Source organism: Streptomyces sp. PCS3-D2, from assembly GCF_000612545.2.
Lineage (GTDB): Bacteria > Actinomycetota > Actinomycetes > Streptomycetales > Streptomycetaceae > Streptomyces.
In genome coordinates this window covers 7,253,101-7,274,557 of sequence record NZ_CP097800.1, presented here as the reverse complement: position 1 = coordinate 7,274,557, position 21,457 = coordinate 7,253,101, and the positions used below count along the sequence as shown (strand labels likewise).

General features: G+C 72.6%; 19 protein-coding genes. 10 read left to right on the top strand and 9 right to left on the bottom strand.

All coding sequences use genetic code 11. The annotated features are described in order from the left end of the window. Positions 1-149 precede the first annotated feature (149 nt). Positions 150-812 (bottom strand): HAD family hydrolase, encoded by a 663-nt coding sequence (locus tag AW27_RS32575; protein WP_037922428.1) that lies wholly within the window; start codon positions 810-812, stop codon positions 150-152. Positions 813-974: 162 nt separating this feature from the next. Here AW27_RS32575 and AW27_RS32570 point away from each other — a divergent pair, with 162 nt between their 5' ends. Beyond that, on the top strand, positions 975-1,406 hold the full coding sequence (locus AW27_RS32570) for a VOC family protein (RefSeq protein WP_037922425.1): 432 nt from the start codon (positions 975-977) through the stop codon (positions 1,404-1,406). A gap of 69 nt (positions 1,407-1,475) precedes the next feature. Here AW27_RS32570 and AW27_RS32565 read toward each other — a convergent pair whose 3' ends face one another. After that, positions 1,476-2,405 (bottom strand): alpha/beta fold hydrolase, encoded by a 930-nt coding sequence (locus AW27_RS32565; protein ID WP_037922423.1) that lies wholly within the window; start codon positions 2,403-2,405, stop codon positions 1,476-1,478. 128 nt (positions 2,406-2,533) lie between these two features. Here AW27_RS32565 and AW27_RS32560 point away from each other — a divergent pair, with 128 nt between their 5' ends. Further along, the gene (locus AW27_RS32560; protein ID WP_037922420.1) at positions 2,534-3,196 is read left to right on the top strand and encodes a TetR/AcrR family transcriptional regulator; all 663 of its coding nucleotides are present in this window, start codon (positions 2,534-2,536) and stop codon (positions 3,194-3,196) included. 216 nt (positions 3,197-3,412) lie between these two features. Here the strand turns inward: AW27_RS32560 and argG are convergent, their stop codons facing one another. Next, the gene (argG, locus tag AW27_RS32555; RefSeq protein ID WP_037922417.1) at positions 3,413-4,864 is read right to left on the bottom strand and encodes an argininosuccinate synthase; all 1,452 of its coding nucleotides are present in this window, start codon (positions 4,862-4,864) and stop codon (positions 3,413-3,415) included. A 17-nt stretch (positions 4,865-4,881) separates the two neighbouring features. Continuing rightward, a complete protein-coding gene (locus tag AW27_RS32550; RefSeq protein WP_052030789.1) occupies positions 4,882-6,153 on the bottom strand; it encodes a PP2C family protein-serine/threonine phosphatase in 1,272 nt (423 codons plus the stop codon). 306 nt (positions 6,154-6,459) lie between these two features. Between AW27_RS32550 and AW27_RS32545 the strand changes: the two genes are divergently transcribed. After that, entirely contained in the window at positions 6,460-7,176 is a 717-nt protein-coding gene (locus AW27_RS32545; RefSeq protein WP_037922415.1) for a hypothetical protein, read from the top strand. Between the two features lie 91 nt (positions 7,177-7,267). On the opposite strand, the gene AW27_RS32540 is transcribed toward AW27_RS32545, so the two are convergent. The 4 genes from AW27_RS32540 to AW27_RS32525 form a co-directional block, all read right to left on the bottom strand. Then, complete coding sequence (locus tag AW27_RS32540; protein WP_037922410.1) at positions 7,268-8,056, bottom strand: class I SAM-dependent methyltransferase; 789 nt, start codon at positions 8,054-8,056, stop codon at positions 7,268-7,270. A 432-nt stretch (positions 8,057-8,488) separates the two neighbouring features. Continuing rightward, positions 8,489-9,331, bottom strand: coding sequence for a dienelactone hydrolase family protein (locus AW27_RS32535; RefSeq protein ID WP_037922407.1), 843 nt, complete (start codon positions 9,329-9,331; stop codon positions 8,489-8,491). Positions 9,332-9,396: 65 nt separating this feature from the next. Beyond that, positions 9,397-11,808, bottom strand: coding sequence for a SpoIIE family protein phosphatase (locus tag AW27_RS32530; protein ID WP_370466654.1), 2,412 nt, complete (start codon positions 11,806-11,808; stop codon positions 9,397-9,399). Then, positions 11,805-15,824 carry a hybrid sensor histidine kinase/response regulator gene (locus AW27_RS32525; RefSeq protein ID WP_037922405.1) on the bottom strand — a complete coding sequence of 1,340 codons (4,020 nt, stop codon included), beginning with the start codon at positions 15,822-15,824 and terminating at the stop codon, positions 11,805-11,807. Before AW27_RS32525 ends, AW27_RS32530 begins: the two co-directional genes overlap by 4 nt. Before the next feature lie 343 nt (positions 15,825-16,167). On the opposite strand from AW27_RS32525, the gene AW27_RS32520 reads away from it, so the two are divergent. Further along, a complete protein-coding gene (locus AW27_RS32520; RefSeq protein WP_037922400.1) occupies positions 16,168-16,605 on the top strand; it encodes an ATP-binding protein in 438 nt (145 codons plus the stop codon). A 30-nt stretch (positions 16,606-16,635) separates the two neighbouring features. On the opposite strand, the gene AW27_RS32515 is transcribed toward AW27_RS32520, so the two are convergent. Next, complete coding sequence (locus AW27_RS32515; RefSeq protein WP_037922399.1) at positions 16,636-16,980, bottom strand: STAS domain-containing protein; 345 nt, start codon at positions 16,978-16,980, stop codon at positions 16,636-16,638. 258 nt (positions 16,981-17,238) lie between these two features. Between AW27_RS32515 and AW27_RS32510 the strand changes: the two genes are divergently transcribed. From AW27_RS32510 to AW27_RS32485, 6 genes are all read left to right on the top strand, one after another. Continuing rightward, positions 17,239-18,183 (top strand): SigB/SigF/SigG family RNA polymerase sigma factor, encoded by a 945-nt coding sequence (locus AW27_RS32510; RefSeq protein WP_037922396.1) that lies wholly within the window; start codon positions 17,239-17,241, stop codon positions 18,181-18,183. Positions 18,184-18,192: 9 nt separating this feature from the next. Further along, a complete protein-coding gene (locus AW27_RS32505) occupies positions 18,193-18,555 on the top strand; it encodes a hypothetical protein (protein ID WP_037922395.1) in 363 nt (120 codons plus the stop codon). After that, complete coding sequence (locus AW27_RS32500) at positions 18,552-19,511, top strand: sensor histidine kinase (protein ID WP_052030700.1); 960 nt, start codon at positions 18,552-18,554, stop codon at positions 19,509-19,511. The genes AW27_RS32505 and AW27_RS32500 overlap by 4 nt, the downstream gene beginning before the upstream one ends. Before the next feature lie 181 nt (positions 19,512-19,692). Continuing rightward, positions 19,693-20,124 (top strand): ATP-binding protein, encoded by a 432-nt coding sequence (locus AW27_RS32495; protein ID WP_052030698.1) that lies wholly within the window; start codon positions 19,693-19,695, stop codon positions 20,122-20,124. Between the two features lie 57 nt (positions 20,125-20,181). Beyond that, positions 20,182-20,844: a DUF4230 domain-containing protein gene (locus tag AW27_RS32490; protein ID WP_037922390.1), complete on the top strand. Its 663-nt coding sequence runs from the start codon at positions 20,182-20,184 to the stop codon at positions 20,842-20,844. 163 nt (positions 20,845-21,007) lie between these two features. Next, positions 21,008-21,457, top strand: coding sequence for an SRPBCC family protein (locus AW27_RS32485; protein WP_037922388.1), 450 nt, complete (start codon positions 21,008-21,010; stop codon positions 21,455-21,457).

Sequence of the window (21,457 nt, the reverse complement as noted above, 5' to 3'; positions counted from 1 at the left end):
GACGCACGGACGCACGGACGCACCAGGGCGGCGTCGCACACGCCGTGGCGAACCACGGGGGTGCTCGCCACGGCGTGAGCGAGACCGCCCTGCCCACACCGGCCACACCACCGGCCGCGGCGCATTCACCACGCCGCGGCCGGCGCCCGTCACGCGTGCGGGCCGGTGCCGTGCGCGAACGCGAGGACGGACGCGGCCGCTTCGCCCAGACTCCTGAAGTGGCGGTGCACCCCGGCCACCGCTTCGGGAGCGTTGACCCCCCAGACCGTCATCCCGGCGCGCAGCCCGGAGCGGACTCCGGACGGCGCGTCCTCGATCACCAGGCAGTCCCGCGGCTCTGCTCCCAGTCGCGCGGCGGCCAGCAGGTACGGCACCGGAGACGGCTTGCCCTCGGCCACGGAGGCGGCATCGACGACGACCTCCGGCACGGGCAGGCCGGTCCGGGCGAAGCGCCCGCGCACCCGGTGCTCGTAGTTCGACGTGACGAGCGCCCACGACCCGGACGGCAGCGCCTCCAACAGTCCGGCCGCACCCTCGAACGCGCCGTAGGTGCCCGAGCGGACGTCCTCGTCCTCCAGGGCGTGCAGCATCGCCAGGCACTGTTCGGGGTCCCGCTCCGGAGCGACCTCGGCGAAGGTCTCCACCGGCCTGGTGCGCAGTGCCACCCGGTGCACCTCGTCGGGATCCAGCCCGTGGCGGCGCGCCCATTCACCCCACATGCGGCGCTGGTTGTCCACGGCGTCGATCAGTGTGCCGTCGACGTCGAACAGGACGCACTTCTTCGCTCCGGGGCGGGTGGGTTCGGCGATCACCCCCCGATCATGCCACCCCTCCCACCTTCCTCGAACAAGGGTTCACCGGACCATCCTGTCAGCCCCTCACGGGCGTTTCGACGTGCGCGACCGGACCGTCATCGGCGACCGTGGACCCGCCACAGGCGCCGACCGAACCGACGACGTCTCCGAGGAGACCCCGTGAACTGGACCATCGAAGTCGTCCCCGTCCCCGTCACCGACATGGACCGTGCGAAGGAGTTTTACGCCGGGAAGGTCGGCTTCGCGGTCGACCTCGACGACGAGGTCGCCCCCGGGGTGCGCGTCATCCAGCTGACGCCGCCCGGCTCACGGTGCTCCGTCGCCCTGCTCCAGGGCATGCCCACACCGCCCGGCGTGAAGGTCATGACCCCGGGCACCCTGCATGGCCTGCAGATGTGCGTGACCGACATCGAGGCCGCCCGGGCGACCCTGGCCGAGCGCGGGGTGCCCGTCTCCCCCGTGCGCCATCTCGGCGACGCGGGCTGGGCAGACGGCAAGGGTGGCACCTGGAACTCCTTCCTCTCCTTCGAGGATCCCGACGGCAACGGCTGGCTGGTTCAGGAGGCCCCCTCGGACCTCGGCGAACGCTGACCCCGCGCACGTCGGCCCCTCACGTCGCACAAGGAGGGCGACGGCACCGGAAGGGCCTCGCCCCGGCCCTCACGCGCCCCGGGAGTCCGCGTCCTCCATGAAGGCCAGCATCCTGGCGTTGACCAGCTCGGGGTGGTCGATTTCCGGCCCGTGCCCGGTGGCGGCGAGGATCTCGGCCCGGGCGCCGGGTACGAGGCGCGGTACGCGCTCCACTTGCCGCTTCGGGTGCACGAGCAGGCTTCGCTTGCCCATGATCAGGTAGAACGGCGTCCTGATGGAGCCCAGTTCCGCGTCCGACAGCGGCAGCGGGGCGGGCCTGCGGATCCGGAAGGCCCGCACGCCGGCCTGGATCCACGCACGGAGTTCGGGTACGACGATCACCGGCTGCTCCAGCCACTTGGCGAGACGGGGGCGCCAGGCCTTGGGAGCGAAGGTGGCGAAGAGGCTGGCGAAGATCCAGAAGAAGAAGCGCAGCCCGACCTTCTCCAGGCCGCCCGGGTCGAGGGCGGTGACGGAGGCCAGGCGTCCGGGCCGGAGGTGGGCCTGGTTGATGACCAGCCAGCCCCCGTACGAGGAGCCGACCAGGTGGACCTCGTCCAGGCCGAGCGCGTCAAGGGCCTCGTCCATCCACTGGGCCGCGCGCTCGGGCTGCCACATCGGCTCGCGATGGACGCTGCGGCCGGGGTCGCCGGGCGTGTCGAGGGCATAGACGGGCCGGTCGGCGCTGAGGGCGCGGGTGTTCGGGTACCACTGGGCGGAACACCCGCCCGAACCGTGTATCAGGACCACGGGCGTGCGGGATTCGGCGGCCGGGTCCGCGGGGCCGTAGCGGTAGACGTGGGTGGTACCGAAGCTCGTCTCCACGTCCGTCTCGGAGCGGGCGGGCGCGCCCATCGCGTAGAGGGCGTCACAGGCGGCGAAGTACCGGTCTCGCAGGGTGTCGCTCACATAGTGGCCGATGTCGCGGCGCACGCGGGGTCGGGTCGCGGTCTGGGGCACGGGGCACCTCCGGGAAGATCCGTTCTTCGTAATACGAACGTACCATGAAAATGGTACGGCGGTACCATGAAAAGGGCCGGCGCCGCCGGAGCCCTCACCACCACCGACGGGCGGAGACGGGACGACACATGCCGAAGCGCGTGGACCACGAGGAACGGCGGACACAGATCGCCGAGGCGCTCGTCCGGGTCGCCGGACGGCGCGGACTGCATGCCGTCGGCATGAGGGACGTGGCAGCTGAGGCCGGCGTGTCACTCCGGCTCGTGCAGTACTACTTCCAGACCAAGGAGAAGCTGCTCTTCTACGGGCTGCAGCACCTCACCGACCGCTTCACCGCGCGGGTGGGGGCCCGACTGGACGCCGTCGGCCCGGATCCCGGGGTGCGCGCGACCGTCGAGGCGATCCTCCTGGCCTCCCTGCCCGTGGACGAGGAGAGCCGCACCTTCCATCTCCTCTACAGCTCCTACTCGATCCTGTCCGTGACGGACGACGCCCTCGCCGCCCAGCCGTTCATCGACAAGCCGGACGCCGCCGAGGACGCGCTGACCGGGCTGCTCCGGCAGGCTCAGGAAGGCGGTCTGGCCGATCCGGACGCCGACGCGCGCACGGAGGCGATCAGCCTCCTCGCGATGGCGGCGACGATGGGCACCAGCATCCTCGTGGGCCAGCGGCGGTCGGAATCGGCCGTCGCGGTGCTCCGCCACCACCTGGACCGGATCTTCACCCCCGCGCGGCGGCCGTCGGCCGACGGAGCGCCGGACCCCGGAGAGGCCCGACCCACCGGCGACTGAGAGCCGGGGCGGGCGGGCAGCCGCACGGGGTCGGAGTGCCGCCCGGTGCGGCGCGGGGCCCGGATCCCCGACGGGCCGAGCCGGCGTCGGGCATCGAGCACCCGGATTCCGACATCCGACATCCGACCCGACGACAAGCGGCGGGCGGCGCGCCCCTCCCCGGGTTTCCGGGTCCGAGGTGTGCGCCGCCCGCCGCCGGGCCGGGCCTGCCGTGGATCAGTCGGTGCCGAACTCCATCGCGGCACGGTCGAGCATCTGCTCATCGTCGCCCTCGGCCCGGCCTCGGGAGGCGATGACCTCGGCGCCGCCCTCCGGCATCGCGCCGATCAGGCCCGTCGAGGCGGCCTGGGCGGCCCCGATGAGCGTCTCGTGCGTGTTGCCGACGATGCCGAGGGCGGCGTACTGCTCCAGCTTGGCGCGCGAGTCGGCGATGTCGAGGTTGCGCATGGTGAGCTGTCCGATCCGGTCCACCGGGCCGAAGGCCGAGTCCTCGGTGCGCTCCATGGACAACTTGTCCGGGTGGTAGCTGAAGGCGGGACCCGTGGTGTCCATGATCGAGTAGTCCTCGCCGCGCCGGAGCCGCAGCGTGACCTCACCGGTGACGGCGGCGCCGACCCAGCGCTGGAGGGACTCGCGGATCATCAGCGCCTGCGGGTCCAGCCAGCGACCCTCGTACATGAGGCGACCCAGCCTCCGGCCTTCGTTGTGGTACTGCGCCAGGGTGTCCTCGTTGTGGATCGCGTTGACGAGGCGCTCGTACGCCGCGTGCAGCAGCGCCAGGCCGGGGGCCTCGTAGATGCCGCGGCTCTTGGCCTCGATGATCCGGTTCTCGATCTGGTCGGACATGCCCAGGCCGTGGCGGCCGCCGATGGCGTTGGCCTCCATCACCAGGTCGACGGCGGAGGCGAACTCCTTGCCGTTGATCGTCACCGGGCGGCCCTGGTCGAAGCCGATGGTCACGTCCTCGGCGGCGATCTCCACCGAGGGGTCCCAGAACCGCACGCCCATGATCGGCTCGACGGTCTCGACACCCGTGTCGAGGTGCTCCAGGGTCTTGGCCTCGTGGGTGGCGCCCCAGATGTTGGCGTCCGTGGAGTAAGCCTTCTCGGTGCTGTCGCGGTAGGGGAGGCCGTGGGCGAGCAGCCACTCCGACATCTCCTTGCGGCCGCCGAGCTCGGCGACGAAGTCCGCGTCCAGCCAGGGCTTGTAGATGCGCAGGTGCGGGTTGGCCAGCAGGCCGTAGCGGTAGAACCGCTCGATGTCGTTGCCCTTGAAGGTCGAGCCGTCGCCCCAGATCTGGACGTCGTCCTCGAGCATCGCGCGCACCAGCAGGGTGCCGGTGACGGCACGGCCGAGCGGCGTGGTGTTGAAGTACGCCCGACCGCCGGAGCGGATGTGGAAGGCACCGCAGGTGAGCGCGGCCAGCCCCTCCTCGACCAGCGCGGCGCGGCAGTCGACCAGGCGGGCGATCTCGGCGCCGTACGCCGACGCGCGGGCGGGCACCGACGCGATGTCGGGCTCGTCGTACTGGCCGATGTCGGCGGTGTAGGTGCACGGGACGGCGCCCTTGTCGCGCATCCACGCGACCGCGACGGAGGTGTCGAGTCCGCCGGAGAAGGCGATGCCGACGCGCTCGCCGGCGGGAAGGGAGGTGAGGACCTTAGACATAGGAAGAGTATGCAGGCTCACGCATGTTCATGCAATCTGGTGGGCGTGTCGACCGGTCCTTCCAGGCGCAGGACGACCAGGACCGTGTCGTCGGTGACGCCGACGGGCGGCACCAGATCGGCCAGGAGGGCGTCCGCGAGCACGGCGGGATCGGCGCCCCGGTGGCGGGCCAGTGCGTCGGCGAGCCTGCCCAGGCCCGTGTCGATGTCCTCGCGCCGGCGCTCGACGAGCCCGTCGGTGTAGAGGACCAGGACCGACCCCTCGGTGTAGGCGGTACGGGCCTGGGGACGCGGCGCGTGTTCGGGGCGGGCACCGAGCGGCGGGTCGGTGGCCCCGTCGAGGAAGACGACCGTGCCGTCGGGGCCGCAGAGCGCGGGCGGAAGGTGGCCGGCGCTGCTGTACGTCAGGGTGCGGCTGTTCCAGTCGATGAAGACCGAGACGGCGGTGGTGGACTCGGCTCCGGCGACGGAGCGGGCATAGAGGCCGAGCACCTCCAGGGCCTGGGCGGGGCCCTCGGCGACGAGCGAGGCGGCGGACAGGGCACTGCGCAGCTGCCCCATGACCCCGGCCGCGCCCAGTCCGTGGCCGACCACGTCTCCGACGGCGACGACGGTGCAGCCGGGGGTGTCGACGAGGTCGTACCAGTCCCCGCACACGTTCAGGGCCGCGGCGGCGGGGCGGTAGCGGACGGCCGCCTGGTGGTGGGCGAGGGGGCTCGGCTCGGGAAGCATCGACTCCTGGAGGTGGAGTGCCACCTCCCGTTCCCGCGCGTGGGCCCGGCGCAGCCGCTCGTTGAGCTCCTGGAGCTCCCGCGCCCGGCTGTAGAGCTCGGCCTCCAGCACCTGCGTCGCGCTCTCACCGCTGCGGGCGCCTCGGGCCCGGATCAGCTCGGTGACCTCCTCCACCCGGTGCAGGACGAGCGCCACGGCGCCGTCGGGGGCGAGGACGGGGACGTTGACCGGGCTCCAGTACCGCTCCTGCCAGACCCCCGGCCGTTCGGGGTCCTCCACGTCGTAGCGCTGGATGGCCATGGCGTCGCGCTCCCCGGTGGCCACGACCCGCTCCAGCGAGGCGCGCATGTTGCGCGTGCCCGTCGCGGCCGGGTCGTTGGGGTTGTCGGGGAAGGCGTCGAAGATGTGGCGGCCGATGACCTGCTCGCGGGTGCGGCCCGCCACGGACAGGTACGCGGCATTGACGTCCAGGTACACCAGATCAGGGGTCAGCAGCGCGGCCGCGCCCGGCAGCGCGTGGAACACCGCCCGGTAGTCGATCCCGGATCCGTTCACGATCCACCTGTCCGTGTGCTTCCGTCCCGGTCGTGAGGTTCCTCCCACGATAGGCGCGCTTGCACCGCGCGGCTTCGGCACGGGATTGCGCCTTGGTCCGTTCGGCGGCTCCCCCGGCCCCCGGGCCCCGGCGAGGTCGGGGGAGGCGGCGGGGCGGGGTGCGCGGCCCGGGCCGGGGAGGCCGGCCCCGGGCACCCGGGGGACCGGCCCGGCGCTCGTGTGGCGGGCGTCCGGACCCTCGGCTTCCGGCCCGGGCCGACGGTCGTGTGATCATGTCCGTCGGCACAACCGGCACCTCATGGGGGGACCATGCGCACCCGCACCACCAACGCCACCACCGGCCTCGTCACCGCGCTCGGGCTGATACTCGCCCTGGCCGGCTGCAGCACCGCCTCCGACGGGGGCAGGCCCGCCCAGGCCGGTCCCACGGCGTCCGCCCCGGCCGCGCCGAACGGCGGCGGCGCCGGGTTCGACGGACCGCGGCCGCAGGACCAGAACCTGCTGGCCTGGACCGGCGACCCCAATGACGCCGGCCATGTCACGGCCCAGTCGTCGGCGGGGGTCGGCGGCCGGATCACGCTGGTGCGGATCGTCCTGCGCGAGCAGGTCACCTGGTCGAACATCTGGCTGGGGCTGGCCGGCCTGGACCCGAACGCCCAGCTGGCCGACTGCTACCTCGGCGTGTACGACGCCAAGGGCACGCTGGTCGGATCCACCGCCGACATCTCGCCCCAGCTGATGACCGACGCCATCGCCAAGCCGCTGCCCCTCGCGAAGCCCTTCACGGCCGCCCCCGGCACGTACTTCATCGCCCTGCTGCTGAACGGCAACTGGGCCACCAACGCCCTCACCCTGAAGTCCACGGGCGCCGGCATCTCCGTCAACGCCGGGCTCACGCCGCCTCACCTGCGCTACAGCAGCATCCTGACCGGACAGAGGTCGCTGCCCACCACCGTGGACCTCGGGGCGCAGTCCACGGCCACCATCAACACCGGCTGGGCCAGCCAGTGGTACGCCGTCTCCTGAAGCCGCGCGCCCGCCGGGGGCGGGCACCGATGCCGCTCCGCGGTTCGCCGTACCCGTCGCCGCCGTGCCGGCCCCGGCGGGCCGCCGGTCGTCACGCGTCGGCGCCGGCGGCGCTCACCCGGATCTTGGACTGGCCGTGGCCGAGCTCCTCCCAGTCCTCCATGAAGCGGGCGGCAAGTCCGTGCCGGGCGGCGAGGTCCACGAGGGTCTGCGTCCGGTAGTAGAAGTCCTCGCGCAGGACGTGGTGCTCGGTGCCGGTGGTGCGGTCGAAGGTGAAGTCGAAGTGGCCGCCGGGCGCGAGGACGCGGCCCACGTGGGCCAGGCACTCGCCGATCACCTCGATCGGCGAGTGCGAGAAGACGCTGTGGGCGTGGACGACGTCGAAATAGCCGTCGGGCAGGAAGTCCAGCCTCAGGTTACGGGTGATCGTCAGGTGCGGGACCTTGGCCTGCAGGCCCCGGTCGGTCAGCGTCTGCTTGGCGGCGATGAGGATGTCGGGCGAGATGTCGATGCCGTAGTAGTGCCCCGCGTCGAGGTACTCGATGAAGCGCCAGCCGGCGCGCAGGTTGCCGCAGCCGATGTCGAGCATCCGGGACCCGGGCCGCAGTCCGTGACCGAGCAGGTAGTCGAACTGCATCTTCCCGAGGGCGAGCCAGCGTTCGTGGGTCTGGCTGCCGACGGCGGCCTCGGGACTGCGGCGCGTGTCCGAGGCCATCACCGCCCGGTAGTAGCTCACGTGGTCGGGGTGCTTGAAGGCAAGCCACCGGTCGCGGGCGGCGCGCCTGAGGTACGGGGCGATGCGGTGCGGGCGGCTCGCGGCGTAGCGGACCTTGTGGACGAGGGATTCCCGGTTGGCTGTGAGGTTCTTCTTGGTGGCCATGAGCACTCCGTCTTCGTCGCGAGGCGAGAGCCCGGTGCGGCAGCGGGGATCGGGATCCGCTGCCCCCCGGAAGGACCTTCGAGACCCACCACGTGCCGGTCGCCGACGTGCACGAACCAGGGGAAGTGACGCGCGCACGAGGCCGCACCGGGCGCGCGACGGCCCACTGGCGGCGAGTCGTCGGCGCGTACGGGACGAGCAGCACACGGGATCGGGGTTTGTGGTGTTCTGTCCCAGATTGCCACTCGACTGCCGCCCGGCCTGCGCAACGCGCCCCAGGAATCGCTCCCCGCGAACCGGACCGGCGGCGATCCCGGCGGCCGTTCATACGACCACCGGATGCCCGATACCCCCCTCCCGGTGGGGATCCGCGCCGCCTGCGACACCCCGGCCGCGACGCGTGACGGGGTCTCACGGCCGGTGCGCGCGCCGTCAGCCGGTGGCGGTGGGCCGCTCCTGGAGCAGCAGACGGGTGCGGAAGAGGTCGAGGACGGCGTTCAGGGCCTCCCGGGTGGGCCGGCCCGGTTCGTCGACGAGGTGCTCCGTCAGGACGGAGTGCGGCGGCAGGGGGCTCGCGGGGTTCGCGTCGCTGTCGTCCAGCTCGACGGCGACGAAGGCGTCGCCCAGTTCGCGCCGGAGGTAGGCGAACCGGTCGCCCGGGACCAGCCGGTCGCCCCGGAAGCGCAGTCCGAGGACCTGCAGCCCTTCGCGCTCGCAGCGTCCGCGGACCACGGCGAGGTCCTCCGGACTGATGTCGATGGCGGCGGCGCGGCCCGGAGTGAGGGCCAGGGGCAACGACGGCTGGGAGAGCACCGGGGCGATCAGGCGTTCGTCCGTGGCCATCGCCAGGGCGAAGCCTCCGGTCAGACACATGCCGACGGCGCCCACACCGGGACCGCCGCACCGCTCGTGTTCGGCGGCGGCCAGGGCCCGCAGCCAGCCCACGACCCGCGAGCTGCGTCCCGTGGCCAGCAGGGTGAACTCCCGGCTGACGCAGACCCGCCACATGGTCGACGCCGTGTAGCGCCCGCTGTTCGCCCAGCCGACGCTGCGCGGGTCCGGGTCGCGTCCGGGCTCGCCGAAGAGCACCGGGAGCACGGCGGTGCAGCCCGCCGCGGCCACCCGTTCGGCGAACGCGATGACCTTGGGGGTGATGCCCGGGACCTCCGCCATGACGATCACGGCAGGGCCCGTGCCCGCGCGCAGTACGCGGCGGGTCGCGCCGTCGTGGGTGAACGAACCTTCGGTGAAGCCGGTCAGGTCGTGGTTCGGCACGTGCCCGTTCCTTCCGTCGGCGCTTCTGGGCCGCGCTCAAGTTACCGGCAGGTAGGGCATCGTGGTCAACCCACCTGGATACCGATCACACAGGTGTCGTCGTCCGTGTCCGACCGGCTCCCGGCCAGGAGGCGGTCCAACCGTGCGTCCAGGTCCCCCGCTCCGGCAGCGGCCGCGTTCACCAGGTGGCCCAGCGAGTCCTGGACCGAGGAGTCCCGGCGCTCCACGAGCCCGTCCGTGTACATCAGCAGGGTGTCGTCCGGTTCCAGCCGGACCTCCCGCTCGCTGTACGCGACGTCCGGCAGGGCGCCGAGGAGCAGGCCCTCGATCAGCGGGAAGGCCTCCGCCTGGTCTCCGCGGACGAGTACGGGCGGCAGGTGGCCCGCGCGCGCCCAGCGCAGCAGCCGTGTGCCCGGGTCGTAGAGGCCGCACACGGCGGTGGCGGTCACGTGCTTGGCCAGGTGGTGGGTGACCGTGTTCAGCCAGGACAGCAGCTGGCCCGGACCCGCGCCGGTGACGGCCAGGCCGCGCAGGGCGTTGCGCAGCACGACCATGCCGGTGGCGGCCTCGATGCCGTGCCCGGCGACGTCGCCCACCGACAGCATGATCAGGCCGGAGGGCAGGACCACGGTGTCGTACCAGTCGCCGCCGACGAGCGACTCGGTCTCGGCCGGCCGGTAGCGGACGGCGACCCGCATCCCCGGGGCCTCGATGGCCGGTGGCGTGGGCGGCATGATGGCGTGCTGGAGCTGGAGCGCCAGCCGGTTGCGTTCGGCGGACTCGGCCTCGGTGTGGGCGAGCTGGTCCCTGGTCGCGGCCAGTGCCACCTCGGTCCAGTGCTGGGCCGAGATGTCCTGGTAGGCGCCCCGTACGGCGTGCAGCCGACGGTCCGCGTCGAGGACGGGCTCGGCCACCACCCGGATGTGGCGGGTGATTCCGTCGGGACGCTGGAGGCGGAAGTTGACCGAGGAGGGGCGGCGGTGGCCCAGCAGCGCCCGCAGGAAACGGCCGAGGGCGGCCGAGTCGTCCGGATGGGCGTGGCCGGGAAGTTCCCGCAGCGGTACGGGGTCCGCGGTGGCCGGGAGCCCGTGCAAGGCGTAGAGCTGTGCGTTCCAGGTGGTCTCCCCGGTCGCGAGGTTCTCCTCGAAACCACCGATGCGGCCCAGGCGCTGGGCGTGCTGGAGGAGGTTGGCCAGTCGGGCCGTCTCGTCCTCGATCCGCCAGATGAGGAGGACGGCGGCGCCGTGGCGGCTGACGCTGATGTCCGCGACCGAGGTGAGCGGGATCTGATCGACCAGCGCGGTCAGGCTCATGCGTTCGGCCCGGAACGGCTCGCCCGTCGCGTGGACGCGCTCGATGATGTCGAACAGCCCGTTCTCGGCGGCGGCCATCGGGTAGGCCTCCAGCAGCAGCGCCCCGTTGACGTCGCCGCGCGGCCGTCCCACGGGATCGACGAACCGGCTGCCGACGTGCCGGATCCTGAAGTCGGTGAGGCGGCCCTCGGAGTCGAGGACCGGGGTGAGCACCACGGCAGGGTCCTGAAGACCCTCGGCGAGGTCGGTGAGTTCCGCTACGTCCGGGAGCACCGCGTCGCCTACCGCCGGATCGCCGGGCGGCGCGGCGTCCATGGTGCGGGCGCACAGCTCGGCGAGAGCCTCGACCTGGCGCTCGATCTGCGGCGGCTGCGGGGCCAGGGGCTGGGGCCAGCAGATCTCCAGGACACCGTGGATCCGTCCCCCCGTCCCGGTCGGTACGGCCATCCGTCCGCCGTCGGGCCACTGGAGGTGACCGATCGAGGGGAGGCCGGTGCGTCGGGTGCGGGGCAGGGTGACCAGTCGGCGCTCCCGCAGTGCGAGACCGGCGACGGTGGAGACGCCCGGGGGTACGTGGCGCCAGCGGGCGGCCTCCCCGGGCGGGAACCCGGCGTGTCCGGCGAGGGCCAGCGAACCGTCGGGGACGGCGGTCCAGACGGCCACCGCGACGGCTCCGAGCGGGTCGAGGGCATGGGTCAGGAGGGAATCGGCCACGGCCTGGGTGTCGGAGGCCGCGGCCAGCATGCCGCTCTCCGCGGTACGCAGCCGGACCGAGACCGTCGGGTGCCCCACAGGGTCGTCATCGGTACCGGCACGGTCGACGAACGCCGCCGCGATCTCGCTGACGTGGTCGCGGGACGCCTGGTTGACGATGTCGGCGGCGAGTTCGAGGCGCGACGTGCCGCTCTCCCGGCACAGTAGGTCGAGCTGGCGTGCCGCCGCGGCCGGGGTGCAGTTCAGCTGACCGATGAGGATGCCCTTGGCCAGTTCGACCAGCGCCCGGCCGTCCGCGGCGGCCTGCGCCTCCAGCACCTCCCGGCGCAGCCGTTCGACGGTGGCGACGAGCCGCCCCAGCGGCGTCGGGGACTGCTGCGGGACGGTGCGGGCGGCGACCGGTGCCGACGGCGGGTGGACGGCTTCCTGCCGTGTCGTGTCCCCGGTCACCGCGTCAGCCAGTGGCGGACGCGGGCGATGAGGTCGTCGGCGTCGACGGGCTTGGTGACGTAGTCGCTGGCGCCGGCTGCGAGGCTCTTCTCCCGGTCCCCGGGCATCGCCTTGGCGGTGACCGCGATGATGGGCAGGGCCTCGTAGGCCGGCATCCGCCGGATCTCGGCGGTGGCCGCGTAGCCGTCCAGTTCCGGCATCATCACGTCCATCAGGATCAGGGCGACGTCCGCGTTGGCGATGAGGGTGTCGATCCCCTTGCGGCCGTCCTCGGCGTGGAGCACGCGGATGCCGTGCAGCTCCAGGACCCCGCTGAGGGCGAAGAGGTTGCGAGCGTCGTCGTCGACGACGAGGACGGTGCGTCCGGCCAGGTCGGCGTCGGGCAGGTGGGCGTCCTGCTGCCCCGCGTCCGCCTGCCTGTGGGGCACTACGTCCCCAGGCTGTTCGGCGGACAGGTGGAGGGCGATGCGTTCGCGCAGCTCGTCCAGGCTGGACAGCAGTTCCACCCGGCGCGAGACGGCCCGCTCGCGCAGCGCTGCCTCCTGCCGGCCGGTCCGGCCCCGGGGGTTGTCATGGGCGAGGACCGGGAGCGAGGAGAGGGCCGGGTCGCCGTTGAGCGCGTCGAGGAAACGCAGCGCCTCGCCCCCGGGCATGTCCAGTTCCAGCACGACGCAGTGGAACGCGTCGGACGCCAGCGCGGCGGCCGCCTCCCGCGAGCTGGTGGCGCCCACCACCTGGATGCCGCCGCGCTCCCCGGCCGCGTGCCGACGGGGGACGAGGTCGCGGTCGGCGCTCTCGGCGACGAGGGAGAGCAGGCCGCCCGGCCGCTCCTCGATCACCAGCAGACGACGGGGGCGGCGCTGCGCCGGAAGCGCCGCGGCGGTCCTGCGGCCGCCCGGATCGGACGCCTGGGTGCCGCCCCCGGGCGAGCGCGTCCCGGCCGGCTCGCCGCGCGGGCCGTCCTCGTAGTCGGCGCGGCTGACGGGCAGGTAAAGGGTGAAGGTGCTGCCCTGGCCGGGGGTGCTCTCGGCGGTGACGGCTCCACCGAGGAGCTGGGCGATCTCGCGGCTGATGGAGAGGCCGAGGCCGGTGCCGCCGTACTTGCGGCTGGTGGTTCCGTCGGCCTGCTGGAAGGCGCCGAAGACGGACTCCAGCTGCTGTTCGGGAATGCCGATGCCGGTGTCCCGAACCCGGAAGGCGAGCATGGGGGCGCGGCGGGAGACCCCGGCGGGGATCTCCGGGGCCGTCGCCGGTTCGATGCGCAGCTCGACGCCGCCGCGCTCGGTGAACTTGACGGCGTTGGAGAGCAGGTTGCGCAGGATCTGGCGCAGCCGCGCGTCGTCGGTGAGCAGGTCGCCGGGCGCGTCGGGGGCGGTGGTGACGGTGAAGTCCAGGCTCTTCTGCGTGGTCATCGGGCGGAAGGTGGCGTCGACGTACTCCAGCAGCTGGGGCAGGTGCACCAGCTCGGGATTGACGTCCATCTTGCCTGCCTCGACCTTCGACAGGTCGAGGATGTCGTTGATCAGCTGGAGCAGGTCGGAGCCGGCCGAGTGGATGATGCCCGCGTACTCGACCTGCTTGGGGGTGAGGTTGCGGGTGGGGTTCTGCGCCAGCAACTGGGCCAGGATGAGGAGGCTGTTGAGCGGGGTGCGCAGCTCGTGGCTCATGTTGGCCAGGAACTCCGACTTGTAGGTGGAGGCCAGCGACAGCTGCTGCGCCCGGGCCTCCAGTTCCTGCCGGGCCTGCTCGATCTCCAGGTTCTTGGCCTCGATGTCGCTGTTCTGGCTGGCGAGGAGGGCGGCCTTCTCCTCCAGTTCGGCGTTGGAGCGCTGGAGTTCCTCCTGCTGGACCTGGAGTTCCTCCGAGCGGGCCTGCAGTTCGCCGGTGAGCCGTTGGGACTCGCCGAGGAGTTCGTCGGTGCGGGCGTTGGCGACGATCGTGTTGACGTTGGTACCGATGGTCTCCATCAGCTGGGCGAGGAAGTCCCGGTGCACGGGGGTGAAGGCGCTGAAGGAGGCCAGTTCGATCACGCCGAGGACCTGGTCGTCGACGACGATCGGAAGGATGACCAGGCTGCCCGGAGTCGTGTGGCCGAGCCCGGAGGAGATGACGTAGTCGCCGGGGACCCGGTCGGTGGCGATGATCCGGTGGCTGCGGGCCGCCTGCCCGACGAGGGACTCGCCCAGGGCGAACCTCGCGCCCGCCGCGCTGCCCGCGGGGCGGCCGTAGGAGCCGACGAGGGTGAGCACGGTTCCGCGGGGGGCGTCCTCGGCGAGGTAGAAGGCGCCGTACTGGGCGGCGACCAGCGGCGTCAGTTCGTCCATGACGAGTTCGGCGACGGCGGCGAGATCCCGGTGGCCCTGCATCAGGCCGGAGATGCGGGCCAGGTTGGACTTGAGCCAGTCCTGCTCCTGGTTGGCCCGCGTGCTCTCGCGCAGGGATCCCACCATCGAGTTGATGTTGTCCTTGAGTTCCGCGACCTCACCGGAGGCGTCGACGGTGATCGAACGGGTCAGGTCGCCCTCGGCGACCGCGCTGGCGACCTCGGCGATGGCCCGCACCTGGCGGGTGAGGTTGCCGGCGAGTTCGTTGACGTTCTCGGTCAGCCGCTTCCAGGTGCCGGAGACCCCTTCGACCTCGGCCTGACCGCCGAGCCGGCCCTCGCTGCCGACCTCGCGGGCGACCCGGGTGACTTCCGCGGCGAACGCGGACAGCTGATCGACCATCGTGTTGATGGTGGTCTTCAGCTCCAGGATCTCCCCGCGGGCGTCCACGTCGATCTTCTTGGACAGGTCGCCGTTGGCGACGGCGGTGGTGACGAGGGCGATGTTGCGGACCTGGCCGGTGAGGTTGTTGGCCATGGAGTTCACGTTGTCCGTGAGGTCCTTCCAGGTGACCGCCACATTGGGGACCCGGGCCTGGCCGCCGAGCCGGCCCTCGGTGCCGACCTCGCGGGCCACCCGGGTCACCTCGTCGGCGAACGCGGACAGCGTGTCGACCATCGTGTTGATGACACCGGCGAGCGCGGCCACTTCGCCCTTCGCCTCGACGGTGATCTTCTGCGACAGGTCGCCGCGGGCGACCGCGGTGGCGACCTGGGCGATCGACCGGACCTGTCCGGTCAGGTTGGAGGCCATGACGTTGACGTTGTCGGTGAGGTCCTCCCAGGTGCCGGAGACCCCCTGGACGGTGGCCTGGCCTCCCAGGTTGCCCTCGGTGCCGACCTCGCGGGCGACGCGCGTCACCTCGTCGGCGAACGCGGACAGCTGATCGACCATCGTGTTGATGGTCTCCTTCAACTCCAGGATCTCCCCGCGCGCGTCCACCCTGATCTTCTGCGTCAGGTCGCCCTGGGCGACGGCGGTGGTGACCTCGGCGATCGATCGGACCTGGGCCGTCAGGTTGTCGGCCATGACATTGACCGATTCCGTGAGGTCCTTCCACGTTCCGGAGACGCCCTGGACGTCCGCCTGGCCGCCGAGCCGGCCCTCGGTGCCGACCTCGCGGGCCACCCGGGTCACCTCCCCGGCGAACGCGGACAGCTGATCGACCATCGTGTTGATGGTCTCCTTCAACTCCAGGATCTCCCCGCGGGCGGTGACGGTGGCCTTCTGGGAGAGGTCGCCCTTGGCCACGGCTGTGGCCACTTGGGCGATGGAGCGCACCTGGGCGGTGAGATTTCCGGCCATGAAGTTGACCGAATCCGTGAGGTCCAGCCAGGCTCCCCCGACCCCGGGAACGTCCGCCTGACCGCCGAGCCGGCCCTCGGTGCCGACCTCGCGTGCGACCCTCGTGACCTCGGAGGTGAACAGCGACAGCTGGTTGACCATCCCGTTGAAGACGGTCGCGATCTCCCCGAGCAGCCCGTCCGCCCCGTCGGGCAGCCGGGTACGGAAGTCCCCGTCCCGCACAGCGGTCAGCCCGGCCAGCAACCGGCGCAGCTCCGACTCTCCGATTCCGCCACCCGGCAACGCCGCTGCGCCACCCCGTGGATCCGCGCCCGCCCGCTCGGCCATTCGTCACCCTCACTCTCGATACAACCGCGCCGATCCGCGGACAGGACAGGCCCAACGACGGCAGGGCATGCCGGAGCGCCCGGCTCCGCCGGGATCCGTCCTCACCGCGGCACCGGTCCGGTGAAGGCTAACGCCGCCGGAGGGGCGGCGGAGCACGCTCGATCACTCCGCAGGGCGGTACCTCCGGAATCCCGAGGAGCGGACCGGCCCGGCGTCCCGGCCGGGGGACGGCCCGAACTGACCTTCCGCCCGCGGTGCTCCGAAAGTCCCCGGATGTCGCCGCGGGCTCCGGGTAGACGAACCGGTGACGGAGGGGGCACCACGACGGAAGGGAGTGAGGACATTGGCGGTCAAGGCGGTCGGCTGGGCACGTTCGTTCCCGATGTCGCACGGCGTCCGGGCGGCGCGGCAGTGGACGGCGGCGCACCTGGCGTCCCTGCCGTGGAACGCCGCGGCGGCCGACACCGTGCACTCCGTACTGCTCTGCGTCAGCGAACTGGTCACCAACGCCCACCTGCACGCCGCCGGCACCGCGCACCTGGTACTGACCTGGGACGGCATCTGCCTGCACGTCAGCGTCGCCGACGCCGATCCGCGGCTGCCCCGCGCCGATCGCACCGGGCCCGACGCGACGGCGACCTCCGGTCGCGGGCTGGGCATCGTCACCGCGCTCGCCGACGCGCTGGACGTCCACTCGTGCCACGGCGGCAAGGCGATCACAGCCTGCTTCCGGCCCGCGGGCGGCCCGGACCCGCACCGGGCCGAGCCGTGCGCCGGCTGAACCGGACGCCGGGAGCTCAGCGGCGCGGGCTCACGCGGCCAGGGCGTCCTCGACGCTCGCGTGCAGGGAGAGGACCGTGTCGGCCCCGGTCACGGCGAAGAGCCGGCGCAACTGCTCGCCGGGGGCGGCGATGCGCAGCCCGGTGAGGTGGTGCAGGCGCAGGAGCAGGTTCAGGAAGGAGGAGTCTCCGAAAGTGATGGAGCCGGCGTCCAGAACCACCAGCGAGTGGCGGCCGGCCGCCGCGGTGAGGGCCCCTTCCAACGGGTTCAGCGTGTCCTGGTCCAGCTCCCCGTGGGCCGCCACCACCCAGCCGCCTCCCGCCGGATAGCCCTCCCCCACCGCACCTGGCTGGTACGCGTCCCCGAATCCGCTCATGTCCGCCTCCACGGATCGCCGCCTGTACGTCTGTAGCTTCTGTACGTGTGCTTCGGTACGTGTGTTGCTTCGGTACGTCCTCGTCAAGGGAGTATGCCTGCTCACCAGGGCGGCACCGCTCCCCCGGGTCGGCCGGGACCTCGGCGGCCGCAGGCCGGCGACGCGCGGGAGAGCCTCCGGAACCGGAGTGTGTGAACACGCGATGCCGGGGCAGAAGCGCGACGGCAGCCGCAGTCAATCGGGAGGGAGCGGCCCACCATGTCTCGCTCGGCCACCGTTGTAGGCCCCATTCGCGCAACCGACACGCGCGTCCCCGTACGTGACCGGGAGGACCCGGGAACACCGGCGCGGGACGAGGACCTGACACGGCGCGGAACGCCGACCCGGGTGGACAACGCCCGTGAGGTGACGCCCACCGACGCACGTGAGCTGTCGCGGCACTTCTTCCGTCGGCTGCAGTCCCTCGAGGAGGGCACGCGCGAGTACCAGTACACCCGCAACACCCTGATCGAGATGAACCTCTCGCTCGTGCAGTTCGCCGCACGGCGCTTCCGTGCCCGCGTGCTCGGCGGCGGCCTCGACATGGACGACATCATCCAGGTGGGGACCATCGGCCTCATCAAGGCCATCGACCGCTACGACCTCGACCGGGAGGTCGAGTTCTCCACGCTCGCCCTGCCGTACATCACCGGCGAGATCAAGCGGTACTTCCGCGACACGACCTGGGCCGTGCACGTCCCCCGACGGCTGCAGGAGCTCCGCACGGAACTGGCCAAGGCACAGGAGGCCCTGACCGACGTCCTGGGCCGGGCGCCGACGGTCAAGGAGGTCGCCCAGCACCTGGAGCTGTCCGAGGAGGAGGTCATCGACGGGCTGGTGGCCGCCAACGGCTACACGAGCGGCTCCCTCGACGCCGCCGGCGCGGACGACGACGCACCCTCCACCGCGAACCGGACGACCCGGCCCCTGGCGGAGCGCCTCGGCGAGGTCGACCCCGCCATGGAGCTCTTCGAGGACTTCCACACCCTTGCGCCCCTGCTGGACCAGCTCGACGAACGCGACCGCCGGATCCTGCAGATGCGCTTCGGCCAGGACAAGACCCAGGCCGAGATCGGCGCCGAACTGGGCATCTCCCAGATGCAGGTCTCCCGCCTGCTGTCCCGGACCCTGACCCGGCTGCGCGCCGGCATGCTCACGGCCTAGGCCCGCACCATGACGCCGGACCCGGACCCGGACCCGGGCGCGACCGCGCCGCCGACCGCCCCGCCGACGCGGGGCCGGCGCGACGCGCGCCCGAGCGGCACCTGCGGCCTCGGCGCCCGGCAAGCCGTCCCCGGGGTCCTCGGCGTCGCGACCGGGACACCCGGGCCCCTCGTGCACCTCGGTCCGTCCGCCGCGGTCCTCCCCGCCCCCGCCGAGGTCACCGCACGTGTACGGGCCTCGGTGGACCCAGGCCGGCAGGAGCGGCACCCGCTGCCCGACGACCTGCCGCACCCGCACCCGCACCCGCACCCGCACCACGAAGTGGTGGAGATGCTCCCGGACGAGTACGCCGCGCCTGAGGCCGCAGCATGATCCCCGCTCCTGCGCCCGGCGGGCCCGGACCCTTCCTCCACCCCGCCCTCTTCTACCGGAACCTCACCGAGTACGTGACGGGGGTGAGCGGATTCGTGCGCGCCGCCCTCGCCTCCGACGAGCCGGTGCTCGTCGCCGTTCCGGGACCTCGCCTGGACGCCCTGCGCGACAGCCTCGGCCCGGCCGGGAGCACCGGCATCACCTGGACCGACATGGCGGAGCTGGGCCGCAATCCGGGCCGCGTCCTGGCCGCCCTCCAGGAGTTCGCCGACCGGGACCCGGGGCGGGCGGCACGGATCGTCGGCGAACCCGTCTGGCCCGGCCGCTCCCCCGCCGAGGTGCTGGAGGCCACCCGGCACGAGGCCCTCATCAACACGGCCTTCGCCGACCGGCCCGCCACGGTCCTGTGCCCGTACGACGTGGCCGGGCTGGAGCCCGCCGTGGTGGACGGCGCCCGGCGCACCCACCCCACGCTCATCGAGCAGGGCCGGGAGCTGCCGAGCGAGGCCTACACCGACGCCGCCCGGGTCACGGCGGACCTGGACCGCCCGCTGCCCGAGCCCGACGGCCCGGTGGCCCTCCTCGCCTACGCCCGCGGCGGGCTGGCCTCGGTGCGCGCGTACGCCGAAAGGTGGGCGCGGGGCACCGCGCTGACCGCGGCACGCCGCGGTGACCTGGTCATGGCGATCAGTGAGGGCGCGGCGAATTCCCTCTGCCACGGCGGCGGGACGGGCACGCTGCGCCTGTGGAGCGTCTCGGGGCCCGCGGCGGGGGTCGTCGCCGAGCTCCGCGACGACGGACACCTGGCGGACCCCCTGGCCGGACGACGCCGCCCCTCGCTGGCCTCGGCCCGCGGCGGCCGCGGTCTGTGGATGATCCACCAGCTCTGCGACCTGGTCGAGGTCCGTGCGACGGAGTCCGGATTCACGCTGCGGTTGCACCTGGCCACGCCCTGAGACGGCGGTCGCCTAGAATGTCGTGCGCCTGCCCGGGCGGAGCGGGAGGCCGTCTGCGACGCGTGGCCGGTACCGTACATCGATCGTGCCCGCGCCGGGCATACGCCTGGGACAGAGACCAGTGTCAACGCGGGGGTGAGAGAGCTCGGTGGAGACCGTCGGACCGGAAACGGGTGATCCTGTGAGTGTCGGCCTACCCGCCGCGGGGCAGCGCCGCCGACTCGCCCTGGCGGGCGTCCGCGGCTCCGTCGCCAAGGGGCGTGACTTCACGCGACAGGCCCTGCGCGACTGGGGCTGGTACGGGACCGAGACCGCCGAGGACACCCTGCTCCTCGTGTCCGAGCTGCTGACGAACGCGTCACTGCACGCCGACGGCTGTCACGAGCTCGTCCTCACGGCCGGGAAGGTGCTGCGCATCGAGGTGTGCGACGGCTCGACGACGCTCCCCCACCCCGATCCCTCGACCCGGCGCGGCGTACCGGGCGGTCACGGCCTCCACATAGTGGAGCGGCTGTCCGATCGATGGGGTGCGGACGCGCACCCGGGCGGCAAGGCCGTCTGGGCCGAGATCGAAGCCGCCCGGCTGGTGTCCGGCAGGCCCACCGGCCACTAGGGCGGGTGGACGGCGGCCCCGCGTAGTGGAGTCGTGCCCGCGGGGTATCCGCGGGACATGGAAACCTCTTCGGATCGGCCGGGCGGCACGCGGCACCCGGTGTGGGGGCGGATCGTCGTCGGCGTGGCGGTGGTCGTGGTGCTGATCGTGCTCGTGGAGCGCTTCAGCCTGGTTCCGGGGTTCGGCGGCCTCTTCGGCCACGACACCCGGGACCGGTCGGGTCCGGCACTGCTCAAGTCGGTCCAGGACATGGACCGTTACGAGGGGGCCGTCGGCAACTTCCAGGTGGTCGTGGACCTGGAGGAGGACGCGCCCTTCCTGCCGGACGCGATCCGCGGGACCCGCACCCTGTACGTGGGCGCGGGCACGGTCAGCGGCTACGTCGACATGGGCGGGCTGGACGCGCGCAGCGTCACCGTGAACGAGGACCGCACCGCGGCCACGATCCGGCTGCCGCACGCCGTACTCGGCCCCGCGACCCTCGACCCGAACCGCTCGTACGCGGTGTCGAAGCAGCGGGGCCTGCTGGACCGGATCGGCGACCTGTTCTCCGACAACCCGGCCGGTGAGCAGGCCGTGCAGAAGCTCGCCGCACAGCACATCGACGAGGCGGCCCGCACGGCGGGCCTGGCCGAGCGGACCGAGAAGAACACGACGTCGATGCTGGAGGGGCTGCTCGGTTCCCTCGGCTTCCGCGACGTGGTGATCGCCTACGGCTGACCGGCTCCGGGTCGCGCGCCCGCGCGGGCCCGCACCCTCGGCCGTGCCCGCGCCGTACCGGCGCATGGCCGGTCCGGGGCCGGGTAGCCGCGCCTTCGAGACGTCCGGACGGGCCCCCGCGCCTCGGGGGCGCGGGACGGCCGACGACGCGGAAAGGATGCGCATGTCGCACGTCGAGGAGTATGTCGAGGTCAACGTGCCGGTACGCACGGCCTACAACCAGTGGACGCAGTTCGAGGACTTTCCCGCCTTCATGGAGGGGGTCGAGCGCGTCGACCAGCGCAGTGACACGCTCACCCACTGGGTGACGAACGTGGGTGGCGTCCGGCGCGAGTTCGACGCGCAGATCACCGAGCAGCTCCCAGACCGGCGCGTGGCGTGGATGACGGTCGATGGTGAGCCCCGCCAGGCCGGGCTCGTCACCTTCCAGCCGGTCGACGCGACCACCACCAAGGTCGTGCTGCACATGAACTGGGTGCCCGACGGCGTGGCCGAGGCCGCGGCCGACAAGCTCGGCTTCGTCAAGCGTCAGGTCACCGGGGATCTGAAGCGTTTCAAGCTGTTCATCGAGTCCCGCGGGATCGAGACGGGCGCCTGGCGCGGCGAGGTCTGA